This is a genomic window from Streptomyces aureocirculatus, assembly GCF_000720475.1.
GTDB lineage: Bacteria > Actinomycetota > Actinomycetes > Streptomycetales > Streptomycetaceae > Streptomyces > Streptomyces aureocirculatus.
Genome location: NZ_JOAP01000073.1, coordinates 1 through 24266 on the forward strand (window position 1 = coordinate 1; position 24266 = coordinate 24266).

A 24266-nucleotide genomic window follows, 5' to 3' on the forward strand; every position below is an offset into this window, starting at 1 on the left:
GGCAGGACGCCCCTCTGCTTGAGGAGGGGTGAGAGTACGTCCCCAGTCACGTACAGGCCGAGCGCGTCCTGATCGAGGGCGCCCCCGACGAGGAGACCCAGACGCCCTGCTCGCGCGGCTGTTGTCCGCCCGCCGGCGCCAAGCGGAGTTTCCCGCGCCCCGCCCCGCCGCCGGAGATGAACGGTGACCCCGCACGCCGCGATCAGCTCCCGCGTTGAGTCGGCTCCCGGCCGAAAAGGCCCCGGCCCTCTGCAGCCCGCCCGAGCACATTTCACCTATCGGCGCGAGGAAAGTGCACTGCCCACCGTAGTGCCCTTCGCCCGCCACCAGGCCACCGCTACCCCGACCCGCTGGCTCACTCACCAGCCCGGTCTCATCGCCGACGCGGCCCTGGTCGTCAACGAACTCGCCTCCAACGCCTACCGGCACTCCCAGCTCATCGCCATGATCCTGCTCCTGCACCCCGTGACCGCCCCCGGCGCAGCCCACCTGTATGTCGCCGTCCACGACGCCCAGCCCCACAAACCACCAGCGCCCCACCAGCCCCCGGCGCACGCCGAACACGGCCGCGGCCTGCTCCTCGTCGACCGCCTCGCCCACAGCCACGGCACCGCCCTCTACCCCGGCCACAAAGCGGTATGGGCACGCCTCAACCTCCTCCCCTAGCCACCTGCCCGCCTCTGCACCGCCGCAGAGACCTATCCGACATCCGGCTACGGACCCCGACTCGAGCTGTCCACGGGCCCCTCCACGCGGTACAGCCCATGTCGGCGAACAGCCGACTCGGAACACGGCCTTCGTCAAGGTGGTGTCATCCCGGCAGCCGGTAACCCTCGCGGTGCACCCCCGGCTTCAGCTTGGTGGGCACCGCGCAGTGGTGTGACAGCGTCGGCGACCACCCTCGAATGTTTTAGCTGGCCCCGGACGCGGCGTAGCGGCCCCTGCCCGGGACCTGCGGTGTTCTTCAGAGCCGTGAGCCATGGCCGATCAGGGGCCGTAGAGGGCAGGCCCGGTACTCGGTTATGCCGTGGATGGGCAGAAGCCTTACGGCGTGGCGGGAAAATCCGGTTCAATTTGTCGGTTGCGCCTATCCGCGGCCGTGTTACTGACGGATATCGGCGAGTCCGCGGGCGCTCGTTACAGGGAGCGGAGCACGGCGACTGCTTTGCCGAGGATTGTGCCGCCATCGGGCAAGCGTATCGGCGTGAAGGCGGGATTGCAGGGCATGAGCTAGGCTTCACCGTCCGCGAGCCGCAGTTTCTTCACCGTGGCTTCTCCGTCCAGGATGGCGGCGACGATGTCGCCGTATTCGGCGGTCTGTTGTCGGCGGATAGTGATGACGTCACCGTCATGTATTCCGGCGTCGATCAAGGATGCTTGGCAGGTGAGGCGGGGGATGGGCCCGTCGACGAGGAGTGAGAAGGAGATCGTCTGGCCTCGGCCGATGAGGCCAGGAGTGATCTTGAGAGCGGTGTCGTCCACGATCACCGTGGGCATGTGACGTGAGTCCGGTTGTGACGTGGTTGTCAAGAGTTCGACGATCGGTGCCCCGACGTCGAGCAGGATCGGAAGGCTGCGGTCGAAGTGGCTGCTGGCAACGTCGCGTCGGCCCCGGTTCATCAATTTGACGTCCAGGGCATGTGGATCCCTCAGTGCCTGTCCTCCACGCATCACCAGCAGATCACCGACGGAGTTCGATGCGTTCAAGATCGGCATGGTCGTGGGCATCCAGTAGGCCAGTTGACGTTTGGGATTCGCGGCCCGCAGTGTTGCCCAGCCGCCGAAGAAGCCCGTGATGAGACCCGCCACCAAGGTCAACGTGGTCGCGAGGCTCTCTGACTCGTACCAAGCTTTCGCCAATGTCATCGCTTTGCCCTTGGTGCAGTCGGGTCGGTGGCGAGGGCGGCCTCAATCGTGTCCGCGTGGAAGCACAGGGCCGCGCTGAATGCTTCGCTGGCGGGGTGGAGCCCGAAGTGGGCGGCCAGGGCTTCTTCGACGTCCTCGTCGCACATGTCGAGGAACTGTTCGACCTCTCGCAGCAGCCGGGCGAGCGAAGCGGCTTGGTCGCGGTCGAGGCGGATTGGTGTTGGGCCAGGCGGGGTGGTCATGACTGGTCCTGTTCGAGGAGCTGGGCTTCGAGGTCGGCGATGCGTTTGTCGGCGAAGCGAAGGTTGGATCGGGCGCCTTGGAGGCGTTCTTGCAGCGTGCGGTGTTCCTGTGTCAGCTGGTGGACACGGCGCTTGAGGCTGGTGTTCTCAGTGACGAGCTGCTGGACGGACTCACCGGGAACCATCTGCTCGAAGTCCCGCAGGCTGGCCCATGAGTTCGCCGATCTGTTGTCGCTGGGCGAGGACTTCCTTTTGTGTCCGCGCCAGCTCTTCCTCCGCGTTCAGCGCGCGCTCTCGCCAGGAGGCTTCGACGCGTTCGTGCTCCTGGCGGGCTTGGCGGTCGTGGCTGCTGCGGGCGTCCGCGATGGTGCTCTGGACGAGTGCCCTGGCGTCGGCGTTCTCGTAGAGGAACGTGGCGGACACACCGGCTCGCTCCGCGATCGCACGGACGGTCGGGCGTCCGCGTTCGCGGCGGAGCATGCCGATCGCCCGCTCGACTTGTTCGAGCTTCTCAGCGGTCTGGCGGCGTCGGGCTGCGATGGCGGCCGCCGTGGCGGTGGGTTTCATGCTGCCTCGTCGCCCGCGTCACGGTTGGTCAGTTCCTGGGCCCGGAAGGCGGTGCTCCAGACGCGCCCGAAGTAGTCCTGGGGCCGCAGGAGGTCGAGGGCGAGGGCCTCTTCGAGGAGGCCGACGGCGTCGAGTGCCGTCTCCAGGCCCTCGGTGGCGCGGGCTGTGGGTTCGAATACGTCGTGGAGGTAGTCGGCGGTGGCCGGGTCGGGCGCGCGCTCGGCGAACGTCCGCCATTGCTCGCGCTTGCGGTGCCAGTAGACGAGGTCGGCGCCCGACAGGACGAACTTGTCACAGTTGTGGCAGTCCATGTTCCAGAGGCAGGCGTTGCCGTTCACGACCGGCTGGAAGGTGCAGAATCCGCCTTCGGCGGGAGTGCTGCGGCGGCTGAGGTCGATGGCGAGAGCTTCAGCCTCCTCGCGGGTCATCGGCTCGCCGCTGGCTAGCAGCAGGCCTGGTTCGGCTGATCCGGGGCCGCTGACCCAGACGGCGTTGAGAGCATCGTTGAGCCGGGGGTCGGTGTTGGCGATGTGGACGTAATGCTCGGCCATGCGCTCGGAAACCTGCCCGAGGTAGCGCTTGACGTGGGTGAGGTTCGCGCCGGCCTTGAGCAGGTTGGTGGCCAGGGTGTGACGGGCTTGGTGGGCGACGCAGTGCGCAATGTCGAGTGTGTTCACCCATTGCCGGAAGGCGCGGCCGAACCAGGGGGAGCTGATGCTCTTGTGGAAGTTTCGGTTGGCTGGCCTGCGCGGGAACAGGGCGATCTCGCGCCGCTCTTGCGGGGTCGGGGGCCGACCGTACCGCTGGACGAACCGTGCGATGGTCTTCTCCTGCCGCTCTTCGATCCTCTGGTAGAGCCGCTCGGGGATGCGGATTCCTTCGTCGATGTTGCCGACCTTGGTCTGGGCGTGCCAGAACATCGTGATGCCCTTGAGACGGCCGATGCACTCCAGACGGACCTCAAGGACCTCGCTGCAGCGGCGGCCGATGAGGACCAGGGCCTCCCAGACGTCGCGGAGTCCGCGATCGTCGATATCGAGCGCCTGCAGGTTCTGCACGTTCTCCTCACTGGCCAGAGCTCGGGCAACATCGTCGGGGAACGGACTGCGGCGTCCCTTGGACATGCCGCCGAGAGGGACCGCGACGGCGAAGGACCGATGCAGACCGATGCGGTCGGTCTCGCCGGTATCCATTTCGTCACGCAGGAGCTGACGGATGCTGTTGAAGTTGACGGCGACCTGGTTCTTGGTCGCGGATCTTGGGCCCTTCCTGCGGGTGTGTCCGTCGGCAGGGACAGCCAAGGTAGGCAGTCCGTGCTGAGCGCGATGTCGCTGATCAGCGACGAAGTCGAGCATGTGCGTGCCAGTCAGCACCGCGGTGTCGTGGCCGCCGTGCGGGGCTTGCGCTTCGAGATAGGCGGACAGTTCCAGACAGCCGCGGCGGTGGCGCTCGACAAATCCGGGGCTGCGGGGTGGATCCGTGGTCAGCCGGGCAGCGATGTACTCCCAGAGCAGATCACGGAGCCACCGCTGGGACACCCCGGTGAGGTCGAAGTGCCCCCGACGGTGGCGGAATTGAACACCGAAGTGTTCTGTCTCGATGAAGCCGGCGTCTTTCGTGTCCTGGCGGGAGAAGTAGACGGGGCGAAGGTAGCGGAGCATCAGCCCCGCGATCTGCCCTGAGTGCTGGCGGCATCGGCCGACATCGAGGTCGACCAGCGAGTTCGCGTCCTGGCTGCGGCAGTCGTCAACCAGGTACTGGATCCACGGAAGCGGCCAGCGCATGCCCTCGGAGTGTCTGGTGGCGTGGTGGAACATCGCCCACTGGATCTCGGCTCTCAGCAGCGGCCGCAGTCCCAGGAGCGACACTTTCCCGTACGTCCGGTTGGCCAACGGCGTCTCTCGGCACCATCGGTCGAAGGCGGCCTGGTCGGCATAGACGATCGGGATCCTCATGGGGAACTCGTCTGCCCGCCGCCACCGCCAGAGCTTGAATGCAGGCTGGGCTCCTCCGGGTCTGCCCTCCCGCTCGTAGCGGCTGGTGTGACGCCGGCAGAGGCCCAGCGGAGTGTCGGCGAGTTCCGGGCAGGGTCTGACCCGGCAGATCCCGAACGAGCCGAAGGGGCCTTGGCGGGTGAGCCAGGCATCGAAGTCCAGCTCGGCGCTCGGGTCGCCCGTGCTGCGGCGGTGATAGCCGAGCGCGCTGGTCCAGCGCTGCGAGTGCAGGTAGCACAGTCCGTCGCTGGTCCAGGCGGGAATGCCGGGGCAGACCAGACAGGCAGGCGGGTCCAGCCAGCCGCGGGGTTTCAGCGGCTCGGCGACGCGGAGGAAATCGGTGATGGACTCTCCGGCCCGCTGCAGGGCCCTCCACTGTTTCATGTGGACCGTGCAGTGGTCGTGGTCGGCCTCCTGCGGACACTCGCAGTCAGCCAGGCGGCATACCCATCCATAGGTGGAATGGTCACCGGGCACCACGAGAACGTCCTCGCGAAGGAACAACTCGACGGCAGGAGCGTCCATCAGTGCGGTCAGGAGCTCCAGTCGGTCACCCGTGGTCCGCGTCGCTGCCTCGCTCTTCGTGCCGATCTGCACGAGCGGCAGCGCGGTCACTCCTCTTCACCCCAGACCGTCTTGAGAGCCTCGGTGAACTCCGGGGAGTGGAGGTCAGGGTGGCCGTAGACCTCATCGAGCATCTGCATCGACGCCCAGTCCCCGGCTGCCTTCGCCACCAGCGGGTCACCGCCGGAAGCGTCCAGTACGTCGTTGGTGAACTGGTGCCGGAAGGCCTTGGGGGTGATCCTGCCCGGCAGCTCGGCGCGTCGGCCGGCCCGTCGCAGCATCCCGCGGGCCGCGTCCGCCGTCCACGGCTCACCGATGTTCGGCCCGGCCAGCTGGATCAGCAGCATTCCGTGCCCGGTGGCGTGCTTCGCGTACTCCGTCGTCATGTAGGCGAAGTAGGTGCTGATCATCGCTGGGCTGACCCGGTAGATTTCGCCGCCGGTGACGGTGCCGTCGACCATCTGCCAGTCCGGCTTGATCTTCGCCGCCGCCCGGTTCGTGTTGCCCCAGCGGTGGCACACATGCAGATGCGGGCTCTTGCACTCGCCGCAGGCAGCATCCTCGCGCAAATGCAGGTCGGCCAGATGTAGGCCGCACAACCCGCCGATCCGCAGACTCGTGTCGGACAACCAGGTGACCACCATCGCGTCGCGGGCGGCATTCACTACTTCCACCAGACCAGGCCTGGCCCCGTCCGGCAGCATCTTCGGGTGCCGACGCCTCGGTCTTCTCTTTGGTGCCAACGGGTTGGCCGGCATCGAGGACTTCACGTGCCCGAGCAGCGCACGGTTGCGGTCGGCCCGAGTCGGCAGGCGGCGAACCTCCAGCGCCGTCAGCAACTCGCCGTTGACGCCCTTCGCCGTGCACTGATGCACGTAGTAGCCCTTCAAGCAAAGCTGCCGCGATCTGCAAAGCCGAAGTTCCGTACGGACGTTGTGGAGGTGTCCTCCACGGTTGCCCGAACGGCATCGCCACCTTGGCTCCGACCGCCCCCAGATACCGGTGAAGATCAAGCAGCCTCACCGTTGCCGTGGTCAGGCCCTCCCGGACCCGCCAGCTCAAGTGATCGACGAGGTAGTACGCGTACGTCTTCTGGGTGCCGCTGCCCTCGTGCGTACGGAGGAAGCCATCGGCCTCCTCGTCCACCGAGCCGTCCGGCCAGACGATCGTGTACGACCACCCGCCGCCAGCCCGCTTCATCGACTGAACTCGCAGGTCTCCCAGCACCATTCCGCTTCGCATAAGCCCCCTCGCCCGTCGTCCACCACGCGACGAAGAGGCTTGCCAAGATCGGTAAATGAGAACGTGACGGGGCTAGAGATCGCTCCAACGAGTGAGCCGGGGGACCACAGGACGGTCGGTAAAGGCGGCGATGCTGTCGTGCATGTCGGCCGGGGTGACCATCACGAACAGGGGGAGCCCCTTCAAGTCCACGATGACGTGTTTCTTGCGGCCCGGTGTCTTCTTTCCTGCGCCGTATCCGGAGGTGGAGCGCGGGACGGTGGCGGCGACCTTGACGGACTGCGAGTCGATCACCGCCGCCACCGGGTGCGGGGAGGTGCCCATGGCCCGGCGGATCCGGCGCCGCAGATGATCGCGGATGAGGTTGAAGACCCCCCGGGCGGACCAGCGGCTGAAGAAGCCGAACACTGTCTTGAAGGGCGGGTAATCCTGCGGGAGGGCGGACCATTTGCAGCCGGTGTCGACGAGATAGCGCAGGGCGTCAACGATCTCGCGCCGTGGATGGGTCTCAGGACGGCCGCCGCGCGGGGTCTGGCAGGCCGGCACCGGCAGCAAGGGCTCGATGAGCAGCCATTCCAGGTCCGTGGTGTCCGAGGGATAGCGCCGCTGCCGCATCACGCCCCCTCCCGTTCCGTCAGGCGATCAGGTCCAGGGTGGACTCGACGGAATTGAGCTGGGCGACGATGTGCCGTACCCGCTTGTCCTCTGGGTCCAGGGCGGCGTGTGGGGCGATGGTGCCGGTGATCAGGCGGCGGACCTCAGTGAGCAGCACGTGCACCCGGGCCGTCTCGTAGGACTCCAGCTCGTTCGGGTCCGCGCTGAACGCGTAGCCCTCTGCCCTGGTGTAAATTACGAAGCGGTGGACGTGCTCGGCCCGCAGAACTTCCGGATCGTGGCCTCCGCCGTCGGTATCGACCTCGAGGAAGCAGCTCAGCTCCAGGCAGGCCCGTCGCATGTCGTTGTACGGACTCCTGGTGCGGGGGCTGCTCGGTGTTCTCAGCAGGTTGGCGAGGTAGTCCCAGAGCAGGTCACGGAGCCAGCGCTGGGACACCCCCGACAGGTCGTAGTGGCTGTTGGAACCGCGGAAACTGGCCCCGAAGTGATCCAACTCCAGGTAGCCGGCCTCCCGCGCCTGGGAGGGCGTCATGTAGACCACTCGCAGCGACTGCAGCATCTCCTTGGTCAGGCCCGCGCGCGACGTGAGCAGTTGTCCAGGTCGAAGCCGGTCAGGGAGTCCATCGCCCGGCAGTTGTTCACGAGGTTCTGCACGTCGATGGGCAGCCACCGGGTGCGGGGATTCTGCCGCTGGTGGGCGAACAGCCCCCACTTGATCTCTGCCCTGAGCAGTGGATGCAGGCCAAGAAGGTTGATCTCGCCGATCCTCATCATCGGATCGGCGTCCCGGCACCACCGGCGGAACACCTTCTCGTCCTGGTAGCGGACCGTGATCGATGACGGATCCCGCTCGTGTGAGTGGAACCAGCCTTCCGGAAGCGCAGCACCACCGGGCCGTCCGGCACGGTCGTAGCGCTGGTCGTGGGTTGGGACACAGCCCCAGAGGTGATTTCGCTCCGTCGTGGCAGGAGGCCGCGGAGCAGATACCGAAGCCCGTGTAGGGCACCTCGGTTCCCAGCCACTCGTCGAAGTCGGTCTCTGCCTCGCGCGCGCTGGCCCTGCGCCAGCGGTGGTCGTGCCGAGCACAGAGCCGGTATCGGTGGCCGAGGGCGAACCGCTCGCATCCGGTGACCTGGCATGGCCCGGTGAAGGCGGCCGTGATCAACGGCAACGGCTCGGCGGTTCGCAGAAACTCGGCCCGCTCGGCCTCGCCATCGCCGCGTGACACCCACTGTTGGCGGTGGGTGTCACAGAGGTCGCTGGTGCCGTGCGCGGACCGCTGACATTGCGAAACCCGGCATCCCCAGCCGAAGACCGGATGCTCGGCGGGGACCTTGATGACATCGGCCCGCAGCAGCGGGTCGAAGCCCGGACCGTTGATCAGCGCGGTCAAGATCTCCAGCCGGTCCCTGGACTCGCGGCCGTCCGGCTCGGCGAGGAGGCGCAGGCCGCTGGGTGCTGCGGTCATGCGCGCTCACCCCAGACCTTGCGCAGGGCGGCGTCGAAGGCGGGGTCGTGGATGTCGACGTGAGCGTAGATCTCATCAACCGTGCTGGTGGATGCCCAGCCGCCGGCGTCCCGGGCGACCAGGAGGTTGCTGCCGGAGGCGTCCAGTACGGCGGAGGCGAACTCGTGCCGGAATGCGTGGGGTTTCACCTTGCCCAGACCGGCGCGGAGCGAGGCCCGCCCCAGCATCCTGCGGGCTCCGACCGTCGCCCATGGCTGTCCCCGTTCCGGTCCGTGGAGCTGGACCAGCAGCATGCCGTGACCGGGGTGTTGGGGATACTCACTGGTCATGTACTCGAAGTACGTGTGGATCATGTGCGGACTGACGCGCTTGATCAGACCGCCGGTCACCACTCCGTTCTCCACGGACCAGGGGCACTTCGTCTTCGCCCGGGCTCGGTTCGCGTTCGTTTCGCGGTGGCAGATGTGGACGTGTGGCGCCCGGCAGTCTCTGCAGGCCGCCCCCTCGCGACGGTGCAGGTCGGCGAGGTGCAAGCCGCACATCTCACCGATTCGGAAGCCGCCGTCCGCCAGCCAGCCAGCTGACAAGGACGTGGTCCCGTGCGGCATGGACCTCGGCCAGCAGCAGGTCCTGGGCTCCCTCGGGGAGCATCTTGGGGTGCCGCCGTCGCACCCGTGTCGGAGCCAGCGGGTTCGCAGGCAGGCTGCGGGTGGCATGCCCCAGCAGTGCGCGATCACGATCGGCCCGGGTCGGCAGCCGGGAGACATTGAGGGCCGAGCCGAGTTCGGCGTTGACGCCCAGCGCGGCCAGCTGCAGGTAGAAAGCCCTTCAAGCAGGCCGCCGTGGTGGACAGCGCAGCCTGTCCGTACGGCCTCTTACCCAAACGCCACGGCTCGCCGAGCGGCAGGCGTACCTCCGCGCCGACGATGCCCATGTACCGCTCGAGATCCCGCAGTACCACTGCTGCGAACGCGAGGCACTCCCGCTCCAGCCACCTCAGATGGTCCACCAGCACGTACGCGTACGTTCGTTGCGTGCCCGAGCCGTCGTATTCACGCAGGAACCGGTCCGCTTCCTTGTGGACCGTGCCCTCGGGCCAGACGATCGTCCACGACCGCCGTCCGTCCTTCCGGTCGATCTGCTGGACCCTCAAGTCCCCGATGACTACATGCCGTGCCACTCGTCCTCCGTACCGACCTCGGAACATGACAGACGTCCCGGATCCGGTCGGTAAACGAGCCCGTGACGTCCAAGTCACAGGCCCAGACGGACATCACGAGCAGCACTACTCCCGGCCGGTAAAGAGATCGAGCCGATCCGTGGCCATGGGGGTTCGACCGCTTGTCGCCGCCGGCGACCACCCAGCCGGCGCTGGGCGGCGGGACGGCGGAGGCGCTGGTGGCGGTGCGCGGGATCGCGACCATCGCGGCACCGACGGCGAGACCGACGCCGATACGGGGAACGCCATGACTTCATAATTCCTCCATGCGGTCGTGGTTACTGGGGTGGGACGCGGTCACTGCGGTAGAAGTTCACGGTGTGGCGGAACTTTTGCGAGGCCGATACTTGTTGACAACTGTCCGCAGTCCTGAACCCCGTCCCCGGCTACCGGGAACCGGCGCTCACTCCGTCCAGCGGCAGCGCACACCGACCATCCGGTGGCGAGGGAGAATGTGGACATGCCGCAGGTCGAGGGAGGTGGCCGGATGATCCTGGTGGAGGTGCTCGGCCCGTTCGCCGTGCGGCGGGACGGGGTCGAGGTGCCGCTCGGGCCACCGCAACAGCGTGCGCTGCTCGCCGCCCTGGTGCTGGCAGAGGGTGTCCCCCTGTCGGCGGCGGCGCTGGCCGCCGAGATCTGGGAGGGCGAGGCACCGGCCAGCGCCGTACCGGTCATCCGCAAGTACGTGCACCACCTGCGCCGCCTGCTCGGCGACGAGCTGACCGTCGAATCGTCCCGGCGCGGGTACGCGCTCACGCTCGCACCGGGCACGCTCGACGCGGACACGTTCGCCGACGCCGTCCGCGCGGCGGAACGGGCGCGCGCCGGGGGTGATCCCGACACCGCCGGGGACCGGCTGCGCGAGGCACTGGCGCTGTGGCGCGGGCCCGCGCTGAGCGGGGTCACCGGCCCCGGCGTCGACCGGCACCGGACGGTACTGGACGGGCGGCACCTGGCGGCGCGGCGCAGCCTGCTGGAGGTCGACCTAGAACTGGGCCGCGAGCAGCGGATCCTGCCGGAACTGCGGTCGTTGGCGGACACCCATCCGCTGGACGAGCACCTGCGGCTGCTGCTGATGACGGCGCTGTACCGAGATGGCCGCCAGGCGGACGCGATCGCCGCCTACCAGGAGTGCCGGAAGCTGCTCCGCGACGAACTCGGGGTGGATCCGGGCCCCCGGTTGCGGGAGCTGTACGGCCGGATCCTGCACGCCGACGAGACGCTGCTGGCTGCCCCGGCCGCCTCCTCGGTACCGGCGCAACTGCCGGCGCCTAGCGCGGCGTTCGTCGGCCGGGAGGAGGAGCTGCGCCGGATGGTCGCGCTGTCGGCCGGCGGCGTCGTGGTGATCTCCGGCATGGCCGGGGTCGGTAAGACCACGCTCGCGCTGCACGGGGCACACCGGATCGCCGACCGGTTCGGCGACGGTCACCTCTACGCGGACCTGCACGGATTCGGCCCCGGCGGGGAGCCGACGCCGCCCGGGGAGATCCTCGACCGGTTCCTCCAGGCGCTTGGGGTCGCGCCCGCCGACGTGCCCGGCGATCTCGCGGTGCGCGCCGGACTGTTCCGCACGCTGACCACCGGGCGCAGGCTGCTGATCCTGCTGGACAACGCCGCGGGGGCCGACCAGGTGCGCGACCTGCTCCCCGGCGCTGGCCCCGGCCTGACCGTCATCACCAGCAGGGGGACGCTTCCGACGCTGCTCGCCCGCGTCGGTGCCCGGCCGCTGGTACTGCGACCGCCGGACGACGAGGAGGCGCTGGCGCTGCTCGTGGCGCGGGTCGGCACGGACCGGACACGCGCCGAGCCGGTCGCGGCGCGCGAGATCGTCGCCCGTACCGGCGGCCTCCCGCTGGCGCTGGCCGTGGTCGCGGCGCGGGCCGTGGCGCAGGAGCACCTGCCGCTGTCCGCGATCGCCGCCGAACTGCGCGAGGCGCACGGCACGCTGGACGCCTTCGCGGGCGCCGACGACGAGGTGCGCTCGGTCCTTTCCTGGTCGTACCGCGCGCTCGAACCGGAAGCCGCCCGCGCCCTGCGCGTCCTGGGCGCACACCCCGGCCCGGACGTGAGCGTCGCCGCTGCGGCGAGCATGCTGGCGCTGCCGGAGCCGCACACCCGCACGCTGCTGCGGGCGCTGGTCGCGGCGGCGCTGCTGGTCGAGCACCGGCCGGGCCGGTTCGCCGCGCACGACCTGGTGCGCGCGTTCGCCGCCGGGCTGCCGTGGTCCGGCGACCAGGAGCGCCGGGAGGCCGTGCACCGGCTGCTCGACCACTGTCTGCACACCGTGTGCGAGGCGGTCATGGCCGTCTTCACGGCCCGGCCCAGGATCCCGCTCCCGCCCGCGTTGCCGGGCGTGGTGGTTTCGGCACCGTCGCCGGACGCCGCCACGTGGTTCGCGGACGAGTACCCGGTACTGCTCGCCGCGCACGATCTCGCCCACCGGGGCGGGTTCGACGGGCACTCGTGGCGGCTGGCCTGGGCGCTGCGCGACTTCTTGAGCAGGCAGGGCCTCTGGCACCACCTCCAGACGTCGCAGCAGCTCGGACTGGCGGCGGCGCAACGCCTGGGGGGCCGGCTCGCCGAGGCACACTCCCGGCGCGGTCTGGCGCTCGTGGAGGCGAACCTGGGCCGGTACTCCGCGGCCCGCGAGCAACTACGGCAGGCGGCCGAGGGCTTCGAGGCAGCGGGGGCGCGGGAGTTCCTGGCCGAGACGCACCGCTTCGGAATCTGGGTCCTGGACTGCGCCGGTGACCACGAGCCGCAACTTGAGCTGGCCGAACGCCTGCTGGAGATGTATCCGCCCGGCACCGCGGCGAGCTGCCGTGCCTCGGCGCTCAACTCGGTGAGCTGGTCGGAGATCCGGCTCGGCCGGTTCGGCCCCGCACTCGCGCACGCGCGGGCGGCGCTCGCGTCCGGCGAAGGGCTCGGGCCGTACTCGCTGGCCGACACCTGGCACACGCTCGGCAGCGCGCAGGCCGGGCTCGGCGACCACGAGGCGGCGGAGCTGAGCTTCACCCGCTCCGCGGAGGTCTACCTCCGGGTCGGCGCGCACGCCCTCGCCGCGGTCGCGCTGCGCACGCTCGGCGACGTGCACCGCGACGCGGGCCGGCACGACCAGGCCGACGCGGCCTACCGGCGGGCCCTGGCGGCGGCGGGCGGGTCCGACGACCCGAGGGCAGCGGCGATCAGCGCGGAACTGGCCGTCTATCGCACGTGAACGGCACGGGAACCGGCCGCTCCTAGGGTCGTGCGGAACCGTCCCACCCGGAAAGGACCGACCACCCATGTCCGCACCCACCCCACCGCCCGGCATCGCTATGACGCAGTTGCTCGGCGGCTTCCAGGTCTCGCAGGCGCTCTACGTCGCCGCGAAGCTGGACGTCTGCACCATGCTGGACGACGGTCCGCGTACCGTCGCCGACCTCGCGGAGCGCAGCGGCACGCCGGCGGACCCGCTCGGCCGGTTGATCCGCACGCTGACCATGGTCGGTGTCTTCCGCAGCGAGGGCGACCTGGTGGCCACCACGCCGCTGGGCGCGCTGCTGTCGCGCAACCATCCAGGGTCGCTGGCGGGCGTGGCCGAGCTGTGGATGGAGACGCACTACGCGCCGTTCGAGGGTCTGCTGGAGACGGTCCGGACCGGGGTTCCGGGCGCGACGCGGCACTTCGGCAAGCCATTCTTCGAGTGGCTGTCCGAGGACCCGGCGCGAGCGGAGCTCATGACCCGCGCGATGGCCAACATGACCGGTGCTCGGGAGGGCATGTTCGACGGGTACGAGCTTCCGCCCGGCCGGGTCGTGGCGGACATAGGCGGCGCGGATGGTTCGGTGCTGGTGCAACTGCTCGCGGACCGGCCGGAGCGTAAGGGCGTCATCCTTGATCTCCCGGCGGTCGAACCGGCGGCCACCTCGAACCTCGCGAAACAGGGCCTGAGCGGCCGGATCACGTTCACGGCCGGCGACTTCTTCGAGTCGGTGCCCGCGGCCGACATCTACGCGCTCGGCTTCGTCCTGCACGACTGGGACGACGACTCCTGTCTGCGCATCCTGGAGTCGATCCGCAAGGCCGCGAACCCGGGCGCCCGCCTGCTGGTGCTGGAGGGCGTGATCCCGCCCGGCGACACGCCCCACATGATGAAGATGATCGACCTGACCATGCTCGGCATGCTGCCAGGCCGGGAGCGCACCGAGCCGGAGGTCCGCACCCTGCTGGAACGGGCCGGGCTCACCCTCGACCGTGTCGTGCCCACCCCGACCCCCTTCTCGATCGTCGAAGCGTCCGTGTACGGGAGCTGACCGCGGGCCGTGCCCGGCGGACGGCGGCCGGCGCCGTCTTGCCCGGGGCGCCGGGGGTGGAGATGAGGCGGGGGACGGCCGGGTGGCACGGCCACCGGGCCCGGCTCCCCACGGATACGCGACGCGGCTGAGCCCGACCGGAGGCAGAGGGGGTGTCCGGCCGGGCTGGCGTAGACCCGTCCGCCCTTCTGACCGAGAGGACACCACGATGACCACGGCGTACGACTCGACCGACTGGCCCGACGACCCCAGCGTCGCCGAAGTGCGCGCGCTCGCCGCACACATCGCCCACCAGGTCGAGACGACCGTGCTTGCCGACGCACCCGACGCACTCGACGCCGCCGAGGTCCGGCAGCTCCTGGCGACCGCGCACGCTGACGACGACGGGCGGGGGCTCGACAGCGCCCGCGCCGTCGGCGAGCAGATGGAGACGCTGCGGGCCCGCTACTACCACCAGCCCGTCGGCGATGCCGCGAACGACCTGCTGCCCGCGGCCATGCGCTTGGTGCGGACCGCACGCCAGGCCGCCGGCGGCGGATGCCGCCGGGGCGGCACCGGCCCCTGCTCCGGAGACGATCGGGTGCGCGTCGTCGTGTACGACGGATTCGTCGACGTACGCGACCCGGCGTGCCCGGAGCACGCGGCCGAGGAAGCAGAACGCCGGGACCACGGGCGCAGTGTCGAGGTACTGCTCCCCGGCGCCCGCGAGGCCACAGCCGCAGCGCACGTTGCTGCACGGACTCACCCCCTTGCCGCGCTGCGTCACTGCGCTCCCCGCGTAGTTCCACGACCATCGGCGCGGTCCGTCGTAGACCATCGGTTCTACTTTTCGGCCCTCAAATAAGGGCCGAAAAGTAGAACTTGCCCGGGCCAAAAGCTTGTCGCTTATGGCGGTTCCGCGCGACCGACGCTCAGGAGCGAGGTGAGGGCAGAGCAGGAGCGTCCCCTGCGACGAGGGAGTCGCGGCCCGCCGCCAGCTCAGGGACGTACTTGTAGATCGTGTTCCGCGAGACACCCAACAGCTTCGCAATGGACGAGATGCTGTTCTCCGGACGGGCGAGCAGCGTGCGAGCGTGCCGGATCTTCTCCTCGTCCATCGCGGGCGGACGGCCGAGCCGGGCGCCGCGGGCGCGCGCCTGAGCGAGGCCCTCGTGCGTGCCCCGCACGATCAGTTCCCGGATGAACTCCGCGAGCGCTGCGAAGACGTGGAAGACGAGCCTGCCGCCGGGCGTGGTGGTGTCGAGCGCCTCATACAGCGACTGGAAGCCGATCCCGCGCTTGCGGAGGCCGGACACGATCGAGATGAGGTCTTGGATCGAGCGGCCGAGTCGGTCCAGGCTGGGCACGACGAGGGTGTCCCCCGGGCGCCGGTATCTGCGGCGTGCCCCCCGCGGACTGGGCCCTGGCCGGCGGGCTCTTCCCCGGTGACCAGCACCGTGGGCTATGCCGCCACCCAGATCGCCCTGCGCTACTGCGCCCGGGTGATCGCGACCGCCGGAACGACCCACGCCGACGCGCTACGCGGACTGGGCGCCGAGGTCACCGGCTACGGCGAGGGAATTGCCGAACGGGTACGCGAGCTCGCCGGCGGCCCCGTCGACCTGGCCTTCGACGCCGCCCCGGTCAGCAACTCCCTGCCCGAGATAGTGCGCACCGTCGCCAAACCCGAAGACGCCCTGACCATGAGCGACTTCGCTGCAGCTCAGGAACTGGGCGTGCGCTTCCAGTCCGGCGAGGAGGGCCACGAGTACCACCACCACGTCCTGGGCGAGTACGGGCGGATGGCGGCCGACGGTCACTTCTCCATCCCGCTCGCCGGCACGTACCCGCTGGAGCAGTGGCGCGAGGCAGCCGAGCTGAGCCTGTCCGGCAAGCCCGGCCGCAAACTCGCCCTACAGGTGCGCTGAGACACCCCACCCCCGGCGAGCCGTCGGCCCGGACACACCGCGATGCCTTGAAGCCCACCACCACGACGGCCGTGACGAGCGGGGCCTCCACGACGACTGACCACTCATCGCCACTGCCAGACCTGAGCGCTTCCGCCGGCCGCTCTCGTGCTCAGCTCGGCGTTGATCTCAGCGTTGACCTGCCGGGTGTGCCTTGGTGGTGTGACCATGTGGCGTCGGGTCGCGCCGTGGTCTTGCGGTTACCTCTGCTTGGCCAGGAAGGGCAGTACGACTTCGGCCATCTCGTCGGGTACCTCCTCGGCGAGGTCGTGTCCGGCGTTGAAGACGTGGCCGGTGACGTCGTGGGCGAACAGCTCCATCTGGGACTCGTTGCGGTCGCCGATGAAGGCCGAGCCGCCGAGGGCCAACACCGGGATGTCCAGCTTCTTCTGGGCTGCTTGCCGGTTCTGCTCGGCGTCGACGAGCATCTCGGCGAGGGTGCGGCCCGGCGGCGCGAACCCGACGTCGACGCCCTGCGGGTGCGGGTGGGTGGTGAACTCGAAACCGGCAGTGAGCGGAGTCTCGAGCCCGCCGATGACCCAGCGGTTGTTCTCCGGCGCGAAGCCGTAGTCCTCGGCCAAGATACCCTTCGCCCAGACACCCGAATCCTGACCGTAGCTGCCGAACTCGCCGATCGTGCGGCCGACGAGGTCCGCCGGGCCGGTGATCCCCTTGGTCGTATTGACGAAGACACTGGAATGCCGGAACACCCGTGCGGGGAAGACCGGGAAGGCGAGGAGATCCGTGCCGGCGTCCAATGCGCGCAGGTAGCGGGTCAGGCCGAATTCGGCGAGGTCGAACTCGCCAGCGGCCATTCCGGCGAAAATCTCGGGAATGGCGGGACTGTGCAGGGTGACGTTGAGGCCGTCGAACGTCACGGTGCCGTCGAACAGGGCCCGCGTGTTGTCGTAGCCGGTGACGGCTATGTCGAGATGCGGCGTGGTCATGTGTCCAGCAATTCCGGGGCGACGATCTCCTCGACGGTCCAGCGGCGCGCGGAGAGCCCCTGCTCGTGGTGGTAGCGCAGGAAAGTGTCGAGCGTGTGCAGGTTCGCCTTCACCCCGTAGGGCCACCAGTCGTGCCCGAACAACTCGTCGTTCCGTTCCATGAGCGCGTTAGCCCAGGGCAGCATCACCGGGGTCTGGTAGAGACGACGGAACCGCCGGTAGCGATCGGCACCGGCTTCTTTCGCGTCGTAGAAGGCGTTGTAGACGGCGCGGGCGAGTCCGGAGTGGGCGTCCAGCAGCCCGCGGCGGGCCACGACGGCGTGCATGATCGGGAAGTTCCGGGTCCGGCGGTAGTAATCTCGCTCGATCGGCTCGTAGTCCGGGAACAGCCGGGTGATGTTCGGCGAGCCGTCCAGGAACGGCTGTGGTGCGTTGGCCGTGAACAGCGCGTCGATCTCGCCGGTGTCGAGCATGGTAGACAGCGACTTTCCCTCGGGCGTGGTGGTGATGTCGACACCCTCGGGGCGCGGGTGGGTGGTGAACTCGAACGGCGGCGCGGGATGGTTCAGCCCGCCGATCACCCATCGATTGTCTTCGGGCCGGAATCCGTAGTCCTCGGCGAGGATGCCCTTGATCCAGACGCCGGGGTCCTGGCCGTAGACACCGAACTCGCCGATGTTCTTGCCGACCAGGTCGGTGGGCCCTGTGATGCCGCTGTGGGCGTTCACGAACACGGCCGAGTGCCGGAACATCCGCACGGGGAAAGCCGGGATGACGGCGTACGGAACGCCTTGGTCAAGGGCCCGCAGCAGGAACGTGAGACCGAACTCTGACACGTCGACGTTCCCATGCACGAGGTAATCGAAGACCCCGGGCAGGGTTGCCGCGGTCGAGATCGTGGTGCTCCGCACTCCGGCTACTGCTACCGTCCCGTTGAACAGCGCCTCGGTGTTGTCGTACCGGAAACTCCCGATACGCAGGTCCAGATCGCTCATGTGCCGCTTCCTCATCGCTGGTAGTACTTTGCATCTCGCCGGCTCGGCCTTAGGGGCTCGAATTGGCTGCCCGTGACATGGGTCGGCATGCTGCTTTGCTTCGCAGCCTCTTGCTTCGTCAGTCGGTCTGGTAACGGTTGGCCACGTCTGGGCTTTGGCCGCCGAACGCTGCGAGGTCGGCGGTGAAGACGTCTGTGAGCAGTTGATAGTCCTCGACTCCGGGTGCGATGACGACCTCGCCGAGCTCCAGGCCGCGCAGCGTGCCAGTCACGAGGTCGTCGGCGCTCATGCGGGGTATGGCGTTGAGGTCCATGCCCTGCGAGGAGTGGAACTCGGTGGCCACCACGCCGGGACATACGACGTGGACGTGAACGCCGGTGCCCTCCAACTCGGCGCTGAGGGTCTGGGACATGGCCACGAGGTGCGCGAGGGTGCCTGCGTAGACAGCGCGGCGCGGCATGACGGACTTGTCGGCGGGTCCGCTGAAGGCGATCATGCCGGCCACGTTGATGATCGTGCCCGCGCCGCGGTGCTGCATGCCGCCGACGGCAGCGCGCATCATCTGGGTAGGGGCGAGGACCTTGACGTAGACCAGTTCGCGGGCCTTGTCGGCGGGCAAGTCGGCCAGCGGCATGTAGTGGGACACACCGGCGTTATTGACCAGTATGTCCAGGGGTTCGTCGGCACAGTATGCGGCGACGGTGTCTATGCCCTCCTCGGTCGACAGGTCTGCAGGGACCGCGCGCACCCTGACGTCGGGGTGATCGGAGACGAACTGATCGAGGCGGTCCCGGCGGCGGCCGACGATGATCAGGTCGTGGCCGTCGGCGGCGAAACGCTCGGCGAAAGCCTTGCCGATACCGGACGTCGCGCCGGTGACGAGTGCGAGCCTATTCATAAGGGAACGTCCTTAGGTACGAGCCGTTGTCGAGGTGTCGGATGCTGACAGCGGCGCAGGTGGCAGTGGTGCCCGTGTTGGTCTTCACAGGTGCCGTTCCACGAACCTGGCCAGGCTCGCGGAACGACCTTGGCGGGTCAGCTCACCGGCAGGCTTGCGAGGGTGAATACCGATCTGGTCAGCGGATCGTGGTACAGGAAGGTGTCCATCTGGGAGTTGGTCACCACCAACCGGTTCCCGACCACGGCGATGCCGGTGGTGGTGTCGGCTCCCGGATAGGTGCGTTCAGAGACGACGGTGCCGCAGGTGCCGTCACCGGACAGGCGCACGGTGGCGATCGTGTTGTCGACCGAGCGGGCGATGTACAGGGTGTTTCCCCGCCGTGCGATGCCGTCCGCGCTGTGCAGGGGCGGTACGTCGACCTTGCGGATCTCGCCGGTGGCGAGGGTGAGCCGGTAGAGCGCGCCGCTGTACCAATAGCCGATGATCAGCGACTTGCCGTCGGGGCTGGTGACGATGCCGTTGCCGTTGGACTCGCCGGGCACGTAGTCCGGCAGGCGATAGGCGACTTGGAGGGTCCGGTGGACGCCGGTGGCCGAGGCATGCACCTCGGCCGCCGGGATCCGGTACACCACGGCCCGGAACGAGTCTGTGATGTAGACGTCCCCGTTGGCGGCGACCGCTTCGTCGTTCACGAGGGTCGGCTCGGTGGACGTGGGCACGCTGTAAGAGGAGACGAGCTTCCCGGTCTTGGTGTAGACGAAGAAGTTCCCTTTGAAGGCGCCCGCCACCAGCAGGCGGTCGCCGGTGGTCTTGATCCCGGTGGCCTGGGCGCGGCCGTCCTGACCCCCGGGAAGGAACGGCTCAAGTGTCTTCGCCCCGATCCTCCCGCGGTAGATGGTGCCGTTGCTGATGTTGCCGGTGTAGATGTAGTCGTTGTCGGCCGCGATGCTTTCGGGGTAGGCGCACGTGTCGTCGATCGTGATCGTGCGGGCGTGGGTGTGCGCGGCGGTCGCAACGGTGTGCGTCACGGCGGTGTGTGCAGCGTTGTCGAGATAGGGGCACTGGTCGACAGTGGTCGTTCCGGCGGCGACAGTCGTGGCGCTGGCGGGGAACGTGAACGCGGCCAGAGCGGCGGACATCGTGGTGAAGGTGACCAGCGCGCGTCGCCGGATCGCGCGCCGTGAGGTGGTGCGAGTGGACATCTTGTCGGAGGACCTTTCCGGATCGTTACGTCAGGGGTGCGTGGGTCTGGGGCGGCGCAGCGCGGCGGCGACCGCGTCGGTGACCAAGGTGGTGAGGCGTCAGGTGATGCGGCCCCAAGTCGCCCGTCGAAATGCGACTCGGCGTACTCGTACCGGCGCATGCCCGCCTTGAACTGCGGAGCAGCCGGCACAAGCCCCTGCCGTTATCGGTGAATGACCTTTCACTTTTATTCTGGCGATGCCGGATGCTACTGTCAAGGTGAATGATCGTTCGCTGACGGAAGAGGGTGTGGCCGATGCCCCGCATCACCGCCGAACGCCGGGCGGCCAATCGCTCGCGGATCGGGGCGGCGGCCCGTCGCCGCTTCTCGCGCGACGGCTTCGACCAGACCTCGATGCCCGACATCGCCGCCGAAGCAGGCGTGTCGGTCGGCGCCCCCTACCGCTACTTCGCCGGCAAGGAAGAGATCATCCTCGAAATCGCCGGCGACGCGTTCCGGATGCTGTTCGCGCCCGTCGAGCGCCTCGCCGACACAGCCGCCGCCGTGACGGTAGCCGACCTGGTCGCGGCGGCGATCGAGCCGGTGAGCGGTGAGGACACCGTCGACGCGGCGGGTCAGGCCGTCCCCGTCGAGGAACTGCTGCGCTGCGCCGTCCAGGCCTGGGGACTCCTGCTGCGGCACGAAGCGCTGCAACAGCAGGCCCGAACGGGCTTCGAGGACGTACGCGGACGCATCGCGGAGGCGCTCCGCAACGGCCAGCGAGCGGGCAGCGTGCCGACCGAACTGGACCCCGATCGAGGCGCACGAGTGGTGATGGCGCTGCTGCACGGTTTCGTCCTCCAGTACACAGCATTCGGACTCGACGACATCACCGCCTTCACCCGCGACGTCCGCATCGCACTCAACGACACCGGACTGCTCCGCGAGGATCACTGAACACGTCCTCCGCCGGGCTGGGTCCGGTGTCCACCGGCCACCGGTCCTGTACCGACCGGTGGTTCGGATCGATGATGCTCGACGCCGGCACGGTCGGCGGCCTCGCTCATCCAGTCGGCGGAGTCCTACCGCGCTGCGGCGCCGGCTCGGGACTACGATGCCACTGAGCCTTTTCCAACTTGTCTTCGCGTTGGGCGCGTTGGGCGCGTTGGGGTGACAGATGGGTGAAGCCCCTGGTAGACGGGTTTTTGACCAAGATCACCCGGTACCGACCAGAGGCTTCGCATGCTTGTCTACCCGTCTGGGTTGGACCTGTCCAGCTCGCACCTTCGCATCCTCGGCGGCCACCTTCGGGCACGTCGCCGCACGATTGGGAGCCGCTGGCGGCGCCTGAACGTCGGCCGTCAAGCACTCCTCGCCCTCGGGCCTCCGCCACGATCTGTTCGTAACGCTCTCGCGTGACGTTCCCGACCCGGTCCGACATGGTGACCACCCCTGGCCGCCTTGGGCCGGTCTGGACACCCGCACGAGCGCGATGACATCGGCCCTGGTCACAGCCCAGCGTGACGAGATCACGACAGGCGCGGCAGGGGGCACTGGGCGCAAAGGGACGGCGCTCGAAGCACGCCAAGGCCCGGCAGAAGCGCTTGCGCCCCGGCGCTGACCTGGGGTGTTCGGCTACGGCGTCACCGTGACGGAATCGCGTTACGCCCGCCGAAGACGCCAGGCTCGCGTCCGGCACCGCGGCGAGCAATACGTGGCCGACCGCTGCCGGTCCAACCCGACCGTCCACGACCTGCCGCACACCGGGCGCTCCGCCTGATCACCACGCTGCACCGCCACCACACGCTGCCGAGCCCGGTTCAACGCCCGCCACCGCTTCGACCTGCACCGACCCGAACAGAACACCGCCTCCGGCGCCTTCGTCACCGGCAGCGCGATCCCGCACTCCCGACAGTACCGCCGGGCCTTCGCGCCCTTCGCCACGACCCCGATCATCCCGCCGGGGCGGACTCACTGACCAGGGCTCAGAAACACGCTCTGACCACCGAGTGGGACGCCTACAGCTCCACGATCACATCTCGGATCCCCTCGCTGCTCGGGCCCTTCGTCGGCGTGATCTCCAGATCCTCAGCATCCATGCAGGCTCCCAGCCCGTCATCGCTCATGCCCTGTCCCACCACGAGGACCAAGAGGTCTACGGCTGAGACGGCAACAGGGTGATCCGGACGCTGCGGTCCAGGTAGAGGCCGAACGGCGCCACCAGGCCCTCGCCCACGGTCTCGGTCAGCCACTGGTCGTCACCGGCTTCGCCGACGCGTACGTACAGGTGGCCGTCGAGCTCCACGAGCAGCGCGGCCCGCTCCAGGCGCTCACGGACGTGATCGGCGAAAGCGAGCTTGCCCGTCTCCCAGGCGTCGCGCACCTGCTTGTGCACGGTCGGCAGCTTGTGCGGCACCAGCGGCCAGGCATAGCCGGGGCCGGGCAGCCGCGCGACCCGGAAGCCCTCCCAGGTGAGAGACCCACCGCTGCCCTCGGGGTATCCGCAGTCGCGGGCCAGGTCCGCCCACTTGTTGGCCTTGATGTGCTGACGGCAGCGTTCGCACGCCTTCCAGAGCATCGTGGCGATGGGCATGCCGATCCTGATGCCCGAGCCCGGGACGAGCTCAGCGGAATTCTCGACCTGCCCGGCCGGGAAGACCCACACCACCGGCGGCGACTCGGTGCCGTAGAACGGGCCGTTCGGGCAGAAGTCGCAGGCCGCGCCCGCATGCTCCATGTTCATCGGCTCGGCGGTGACGGCTTCCTCCCGCGGGGCGGGGATGCCGGTGATGACCTCGAAGACCGTGCTGGGATTCTCCATGTCCTGCATAGCTGCCGGACACCGAATGGGTGATGGCTCTCCGCCCTGGTCCTGCGTTGGACCGGGCATGACCCACCGCCTTTACGAGCACGACCTCGGCGCCCTCTACCTGGCCGCCGCTCCGGCCCATCTGGACGACGACGATGCCGCCCTGGCGCTGATCGCGAATTTCCCGGACATCAGCGCCGCCCGGATCACGCACGGGCTCGCGTGCCGCCATCTCGTCACGACGGGCGACGAGAGCCGGATCGACGCGTACTTCGCCGCTGCGGACATCGGTCCCGACCACGAGTTCGCCGCCGGGATGGTCGCCGTCGTACGCCGTCAGGTCGAACGGATGCGGATGCTGGAGTGGGAACTGACCGGGGTCCACCCCAGCGACGTCGACCCTGACACGGAGTGACTGTCGGCAAACGGTGGCGAGCTCAAGCGGGTCTCCACCGACCAGCAGTCGACCGCCCGGCAGAACCTCGTCCTGGACGAGGCCGGGATCGATGGCCCCGTCGTCTTCGAGGAGGACGGCGGCACCTCCAGCCGCCTCCACCCGCTCCAGCGCCCGAAGTTCAGCGAACTGCTCACGTACGCGCGGCCGGGCGACACCGTGCACATCTCCGAGATGTTCCGCCTGGTGCGCGACACGGGCCACATTCTCGACGTGCTCGACGTCCTGCACTGGGACCGGCTCGCCCTGCGCATCCACGACGGCGCTTTCTCCGGCATGGACCTCACCGCCCGCCACCCGCGCACCGGCGAGCTGCTATCCACCGTGAAATTCATGGTGCAGACCCTCGCCGCCGCCGGCGAACTCCAGCGGGAGCTGACCTACGACGGACTGCGGGCCGCCGAGGCCAAGGGCAACAAGGGCGGGCACCGCCCCGCCATCCCGACCGACAAGGCTGACGACGTGCGCACCGCGTACCAGGAAGGCCGGTCCATCGCGGCCCTCGCCCGCGACCACGGCGTCAGCCGCGGCGCCATCCGTACCGCCGTCGCCGACCTCCTGTCCGAGTACACGGCCGCCGGCCCGGGCTCCCCGGCCCCCGAACTGCCGGTCGTCCTCGACATGCCGGGCAAGGTCGCCGACTTCCTGCGCACCGCCGACCTGGAGCCCGCCGAGCGGGCCGCGCTCGACCAGGGCGTGCCCGTACGACGCGGCCAGGGCTACACGCTGCGCGTCACCGCCGCGCGCTCGGTGCACCGCCAACTCCTCGACCGCTGCCAGCCCTTCGACGGCACCACGGCGATCCCGGCACAGCGCAAGGCCCGCCGTGAGTACGAGAACCGCGTCAACGCTCTCACCCACTAAGAGATTATCTCATTTGGCTCGGTAGGCTTTGGGGCGTGACAGGGATCGTTGAGCGGTTGGTGCCGGATGAGCTGTGGGAACTGTTTCAGCGGGTG

General features: G+C 68.9%; 25 protein-coding genes and 2 pseudogenes. 11 read left to right on the forward strand and 16 right to left on the reverse strand.

Translation table 11 applies throughout. The annotated features are described in order from the left end of the window. Window positions 1-183: 183 nt before the first annotated feature. Window positions 184-666, forward strand: coding sequence for an ATP-binding protein (locus tag IG78_RS43260; RefSeq protein WP_107055096.1), 483 nt, complete (start codon window positions 184-186; stop codon window positions 664-666). Between the two features lie 564 nt (window positions 667-1230). Here IG78_RS43260 and IG78_RS52880 read toward each other — a convergent pair. The 9 genes and pseudogenes from IG78_RS52880 to IG78_RS0138100 form a co-directional block, all read right to left on the reverse strand. Continuing rightward, on the reverse strand, window positions 1231-1809 hold the full coding sequence (locus IG78_RS52880) for a LexA family protein (protein WP_030573288.1): 579 nt from the start codon (window positions 1807-1809) through the stop codon (window positions 1231-1233). A gap of 53 nt (window positions 1810-1862) precedes the next feature. After that, window positions 1863-2108, reverse strand: coding sequence for a hypothetical protein (locus IG78_RS0138070; protein WP_030573291.1), 246 nt, complete (start codon window positions 2106-2108; stop codon window positions 1863-1865). Beyond that, window positions 2105-2293, reverse strand: coding sequence for a hypothetical protein (locus IG78_RS51910; RefSeq protein ID WP_225882388.1), 189 nt, complete (start codon window positions 2291-2293; stop codon window positions 2105-2107). The genes IG78_RS0138070 and IG78_RS51910 overlap by 4 nt, the downstream gene beginning before the upstream one ends. Then, the gene (locus IG78_RS43270; protein ID WP_225882387.1) at window positions 2280-2675 is read right to left on the reverse strand and encodes a DUF6262 family protein; all 396 of its coding nucleotides are present in this window, start codon (window positions 2673-2675) and stop codon (window positions 2280-2282) included. The genes IG78_RS51910 and IG78_RS43270 overlap by 14 nt, the downstream gene beginning before the upstream one ends. After that, window positions 2672-5284, reverse strand: coding sequence for a site-specific integrase (locus tag IG78_RS48725; RefSeq protein WP_225882386.1), 2613 nt, complete (start codon window positions 5282-5284; stop codon window positions 2672-2674). The genes IG78_RS43270 and IG78_RS48725 overlap by 4 nt, the downstream gene beginning before the upstream one ends. Next, window positions 5281-6072, reverse strand: a complete 792-nt coding sequence (locus IG78_RS43275; protein ID WP_225882385.1) for a site-specific integrase — start codon at window positions 6070-6072, stop codon at window positions 5281-5283. The genes IG78_RS48725 and IG78_RS43275 overlap by 4 nt, the downstream gene beginning before the upstream one ends. 481 nt (window positions 6073-6553) lie before the next feature. Continuing rightward, window positions 6554-7090 (reverse strand): annotated as a pseudogene (locus tag IG78_RS0138090) (IS5 family transposase); the annotation flags it as partial. Between the two features lie 19 nt (window positions 7091-7109). Further along, entirely contained in the window at window positions 7110-7649 is a 540-nt protein-coding gene (locus tag IG78_RS50760) for a hypothetical protein (protein WP_199813354.1), read from the reverse strand. An 8-nt stretch (window positions 7650-7657) separates the two neighbouring features. Next, window positions 7658-7897 carry a hypothetical protein gene (locus IG78_RS0138100; RefSeq protein ID WP_030573305.1) on the reverse strand — a complete coding sequence of 80 codons (240 nt, stop codon included), beginning with the start codon at window positions 7895-7897 and terminating at the stop codon, window positions 7658-7660. A 268-nt stretch (window positions 7898-8165) separates the two neighbouring features. Here IG78_RS0138100 and IG78_RS49775 point away from each other — a divergent pair, with 268 nt between their 5' ends. Continuing rightward, entirely contained in the window at window positions 8166-8315 is a 150-nt protein-coding gene (locus tag IG78_RS49775; protein WP_157856005.1) for a hypothetical protein, read from the forward strand. A 239-nt stretch (window positions 8316-8554) separates the two neighbouring features. On the opposite strand, the gene IG78_RS52885 is transcribed toward IG78_RS49775, so the two are convergent. After that, the gene (locus IG78_RS52885; RefSeq protein WP_404827827.1) at window positions 8555-8962 is read right to left on the reverse strand and encodes a tyrosine-type recombinase/integrase; all 408 of its coding nucleotides are present in this window, start codon (window positions 8960-8962) and stop codon (window positions 8555-8557) included. A gap of 1275 nt (window positions 8963-10237) precedes the next feature. Here IG78_RS52885 and IG78_RS0138115 point away from each other — a divergent pair. From IG78_RS0138115 to IG78_RS0138125, 3 genes are all read left to right on the forward strand, one after another. Continuing rightward, window positions 10238-12994 carry an AfsR/SARP family transcriptional regulator gene (locus IG78_RS0138115; protein WP_051853405.1) on the forward strand — a complete coding sequence of 919 codons (2757 nt, stop codon included), beginning with the start codon at window positions 10238-10240 and terminating at the stop codon, window positions 12992-12994. 67 nt (window positions 12995-13061) lie between these two features. After that, window positions 13062-14072 (forward strand): methyltransferase, encoded by a 1011-nt coding sequence (locus IG78_RS0138120; protein ID WP_030573311.1) that lies wholly within the window; start codon window positions 13062-13064, stop codon window positions 14070-14072. A gap of 208 nt (window positions 14073-14280) precedes the next feature. Continuing rightward, window positions 14281-14916 (forward strand): hypothetical protein, encoded by a 636-nt coding sequence (locus tag IG78_RS0138125; RefSeq protein ID WP_030573314.1) that lies wholly within the window; start codon window positions 14281-14283, stop codon window positions 14914-14916. Window positions 14917-14983: 67 nt separating this feature from the next. Here IG78_RS0138125 and IG78_RS0138130 read toward each other — a convergent pair whose 3' ends face one another. Beyond that, window positions 14984-15580 (reverse strand): recombinase family protein, encoded by a 597-nt coding sequence (locus IG78_RS0138130; RefSeq protein ID WP_078965890.1) that lies wholly within the window; start codon window positions 15578-15580, stop codon window positions 14984-14986. On the opposite strand from IG78_RS0138130, the gene IG78_RS0138135 reads away from it, so the two are divergent. Further along, window positions 15497-15979 carry an MDR/zinc-dependent alcohol dehydrogenase-like family protein gene (locus tag IG78_RS0138135; RefSeq protein ID WP_199813355.1) on the forward strand — a complete coding sequence of 161 codons (483 nt, stop codon included), beginning with the start codon at window positions 15497-15499 and terminating at the stop codon, window positions 15977-15979. The two genes, IG78_RS0138130 and IG78_RS0138135, sit on opposite strands and share 84 nt — an antisense overlap. A gap of 239 nt (window positions 15980-16218) precedes the next feature. Here the strand turns inward: IG78_RS0138135 and IG78_RS51920 are convergent, their stop codons facing one another. The 4 genes from IG78_RS51920 to IG78_RS0138155 all read right to left on the reverse strand — a co-directional run bounded on the left by IG78_RS51920 (window position 16219) and on the right by IG78_RS0138155 (window position 20063). Beyond that, window positions 16219-16965 (reverse strand): type 2 periplasmic-binding domain-containing protein, encoded by a 747-nt coding sequence (locus IG78_RS51920; RefSeq protein WP_051853406.1) that lies wholly within the window; start codon window positions 16963-16965, stop codon window positions 16219-16221. Then, window positions 16962-17960 (reverse strand): substrate-binding domain-containing protein, encoded by a 999-nt coding sequence (locus IG78_RS0138145; RefSeq protein WP_030573325.1) that lies wholly within the window; start codon window positions 17958-17960, stop codon window positions 16962-16964. The genes IG78_RS51920 and IG78_RS0138145 overlap by 4 nt, the downstream gene beginning before the upstream one ends. 118 nt (window positions 17961-18078) lie before the next feature. Continuing rightward, window positions 18079-18858, reverse strand: coding sequence for an SDR family NAD(P)-dependent oxidoreductase (locus IG78_RS0138150; RefSeq protein WP_030573328.1), 780 nt, complete (start codon window positions 18856-18858; stop codon window positions 18079-18081). 137 nt (window positions 18859-18995) lie between these two features. Continuing rightward, on the reverse strand, window positions 18996-20063 hold the full coding sequence (locus tag IG78_RS0138155; protein ID WP_030573332.1) for an SMP-30/gluconolactonase/LRE family protein: 1068 nt from the start codon (window positions 20061-20063) through the stop codon (window positions 18996-18998). A 296-nt stretch (window positions 20064-20359) separates the two neighbouring features. Here IG78_RS0138155 and IG78_RS0138160 point away from each other — a divergent pair, with 296 nt between their 5' ends. The 3 genes and pseudogenes from IG78_RS0138160 to IG78_RS52310 all read left to right on the forward strand — a co-directional run bounded on the left by IG78_RS0138160 (window position 20360) and on the right by IG78_RS52310 (window position 21824). Beyond that, entirely contained in the window at window positions 20360-21001 is a 642-nt protein-coding gene (locus IG78_RS0138160; protein ID WP_030573336.1) for a TetR/AcrR family transcriptional regulator, read from the forward strand. A 285-nt stretch (window positions 21002-21286) separates the two neighbouring features. Then, a pseudogene (locus IG78_RS46900) lies at window positions 21287-21424 on the forward strand (IS5/IS1182 family transposase); the annotation flags it as partial. Window positions 21425-21692: 268 nt separating this feature from the next. After that, window positions 21693-21824, forward strand: a complete 132-nt coding sequence (locus tag IG78_RS52310) for a hypothetical protein (protein WP_263972754.1) — start codon at window positions 21693-21695, stop codon at window positions 21822-21824. Between the two features lie 375 nt (window positions 21825-22199). On the opposite strand, the gene IG78_RS0138170 is transcribed toward IG78_RS52310, so the two are convergent. After that, window positions 22200-22865: a hypothetical protein gene (locus IG78_RS0138170; protein WP_157856006.1), complete on the reverse strand. Its 666-nt coding sequence runs from the start codon at window positions 22863-22865 to the stop codon at window positions 22200-22202. A gap of 67 nt (window positions 22866-22932) precedes the next feature. On the opposite strand from IG78_RS0138170, the gene IG78_RS0138175 reads away from it, so the two are divergent. Together IG78_RS0138175 and IG78_RS43285 are read left to right on the forward strand one after the other, a co-directional pair. Then, window positions 22933-23268, forward strand: coding sequence for a hypothetical protein (locus IG78_RS0138175; RefSeq protein WP_030573341.1), 336 nt, complete (start codon window positions 22933-22935; stop codon window positions 23266-23268). An 87-nt stretch (window positions 23269-23355) separates the two neighbouring features. Then, complete coding sequence (locus tag IG78_RS43285; RefSeq protein ID WP_249926159.1) at window positions 23356-24171, forward strand: recombinase family protein; 816 nt, start codon at window positions 23356-23358, stop codon at window positions 24169-24171. Window positions 24172-24266 lie beyond the last annotated feature (95 nt).

What these genes read in the sequence shown, in the direction of transcription:
- IG78_RS0138070 (WP_030573291.1), bottom strand. Translation starts at nt 2,108, where the DNA reads ATGACCACCCCGCCTGGCCCAACACCAATCCGCCTCGACCGCGACCAA.
- IG78_RS0138115 (WP_051853405.1), top strand. Translation starts at nt 10,238, where the DNA reads ATGCCGCAGGTCGAGGGAGGTGGCCGGATGATCCTGGTGGAGGTGCTC.
- IG78_RS0138155 (WP_030573332.1), bottom strand. Translation starts at nt 20,063, where the DNA reads ATGTCCACTCGCACCACCTCACGGCGCGCGATCCGGCGACGCGCGCTG.
- IG78_RS0138170 (WP_157856006.1), bottom strand. Translation starts at nt 22,865, where the DNA reads ATGGAGAATCCCAGCACGGTCTTCGAGGTCATCACCGGCATCCCCGCC.
- IG78_RS0138175 (WP_030573341.1), top strand. Translation starts at nt 22,933, where the DNA reads ATGACCCACCGCCTTTACGAGCACGACCTCGGCGCCCTCTACCTGGCC.
- IG78_RS0138120 (WP_030573311.1), top strand. Translation starts at nt 13,062, where the DNA reads ATGTCCGCACCCACCCCACCGCCCGGCATCGCTATGACGCAGTTGCTC.
- IG78_RS51920 (WP_051853406.1), bottom strand. Translation starts at nt 16,965, where the DNA reads ATGACCACGCCGCATCTCGACATAGCCGTCACCGGCTACGACAACACG.
- IG78_RS0138160 (WP_030573336.1), top strand. Translation starts at nt 20,360, where the DNA reads ATGCCCCGCATCACCGCCGAACGCCGGGCGGCCAATCGCTCGCGGATC.
- IG78_RS0138125 (WP_030573314.1), top strand. Translation starts at nt 14,281, where the DNA reads ATGACCACGGCGTACGACTCGACCGACTGGCCCGACGACCCCAGCGTC.
- IG78_RS0138145 (WP_030573325.1), bottom strand. Translation starts at nt 17,960, where the DNA reads ATGAGCGATCTGGACCTGCGTATCGGGAGTTTCCGGTACGACAACACC.
- IG78_RS51910 (WP_225882388.1), bottom strand. Translation starts at nt 2,293, where the DNA reads ATGGTTCCCGGTGAGTCCGTCCAGCAGCTCGTCACTGAGAACACCAGC.
- IG78_RS0138150 (WP_030573328.1), bottom strand. Translation starts at nt 18,858, where the DNA reads ATGAATAGGCTCGCACTCGTCACCGGCGCGACGTCCGGTATCGGCAAG.
- IG78_RS50760 (WP_199813354.1), bottom strand. Translation starts at nt 7,649, where the DNA reads ATGCTGCAGTCGCTGCGAGTGGTCTACATGACGCCCTCCCAGGCGCGG.
- IG78_RS43270 (WP_225882387.1), bottom strand. Translation starts at nt 2,675, where the DNA reads ATGAAACCCACCGCCACGGCGGCCGCCATCGCAGCCCGACGCCGCCAG.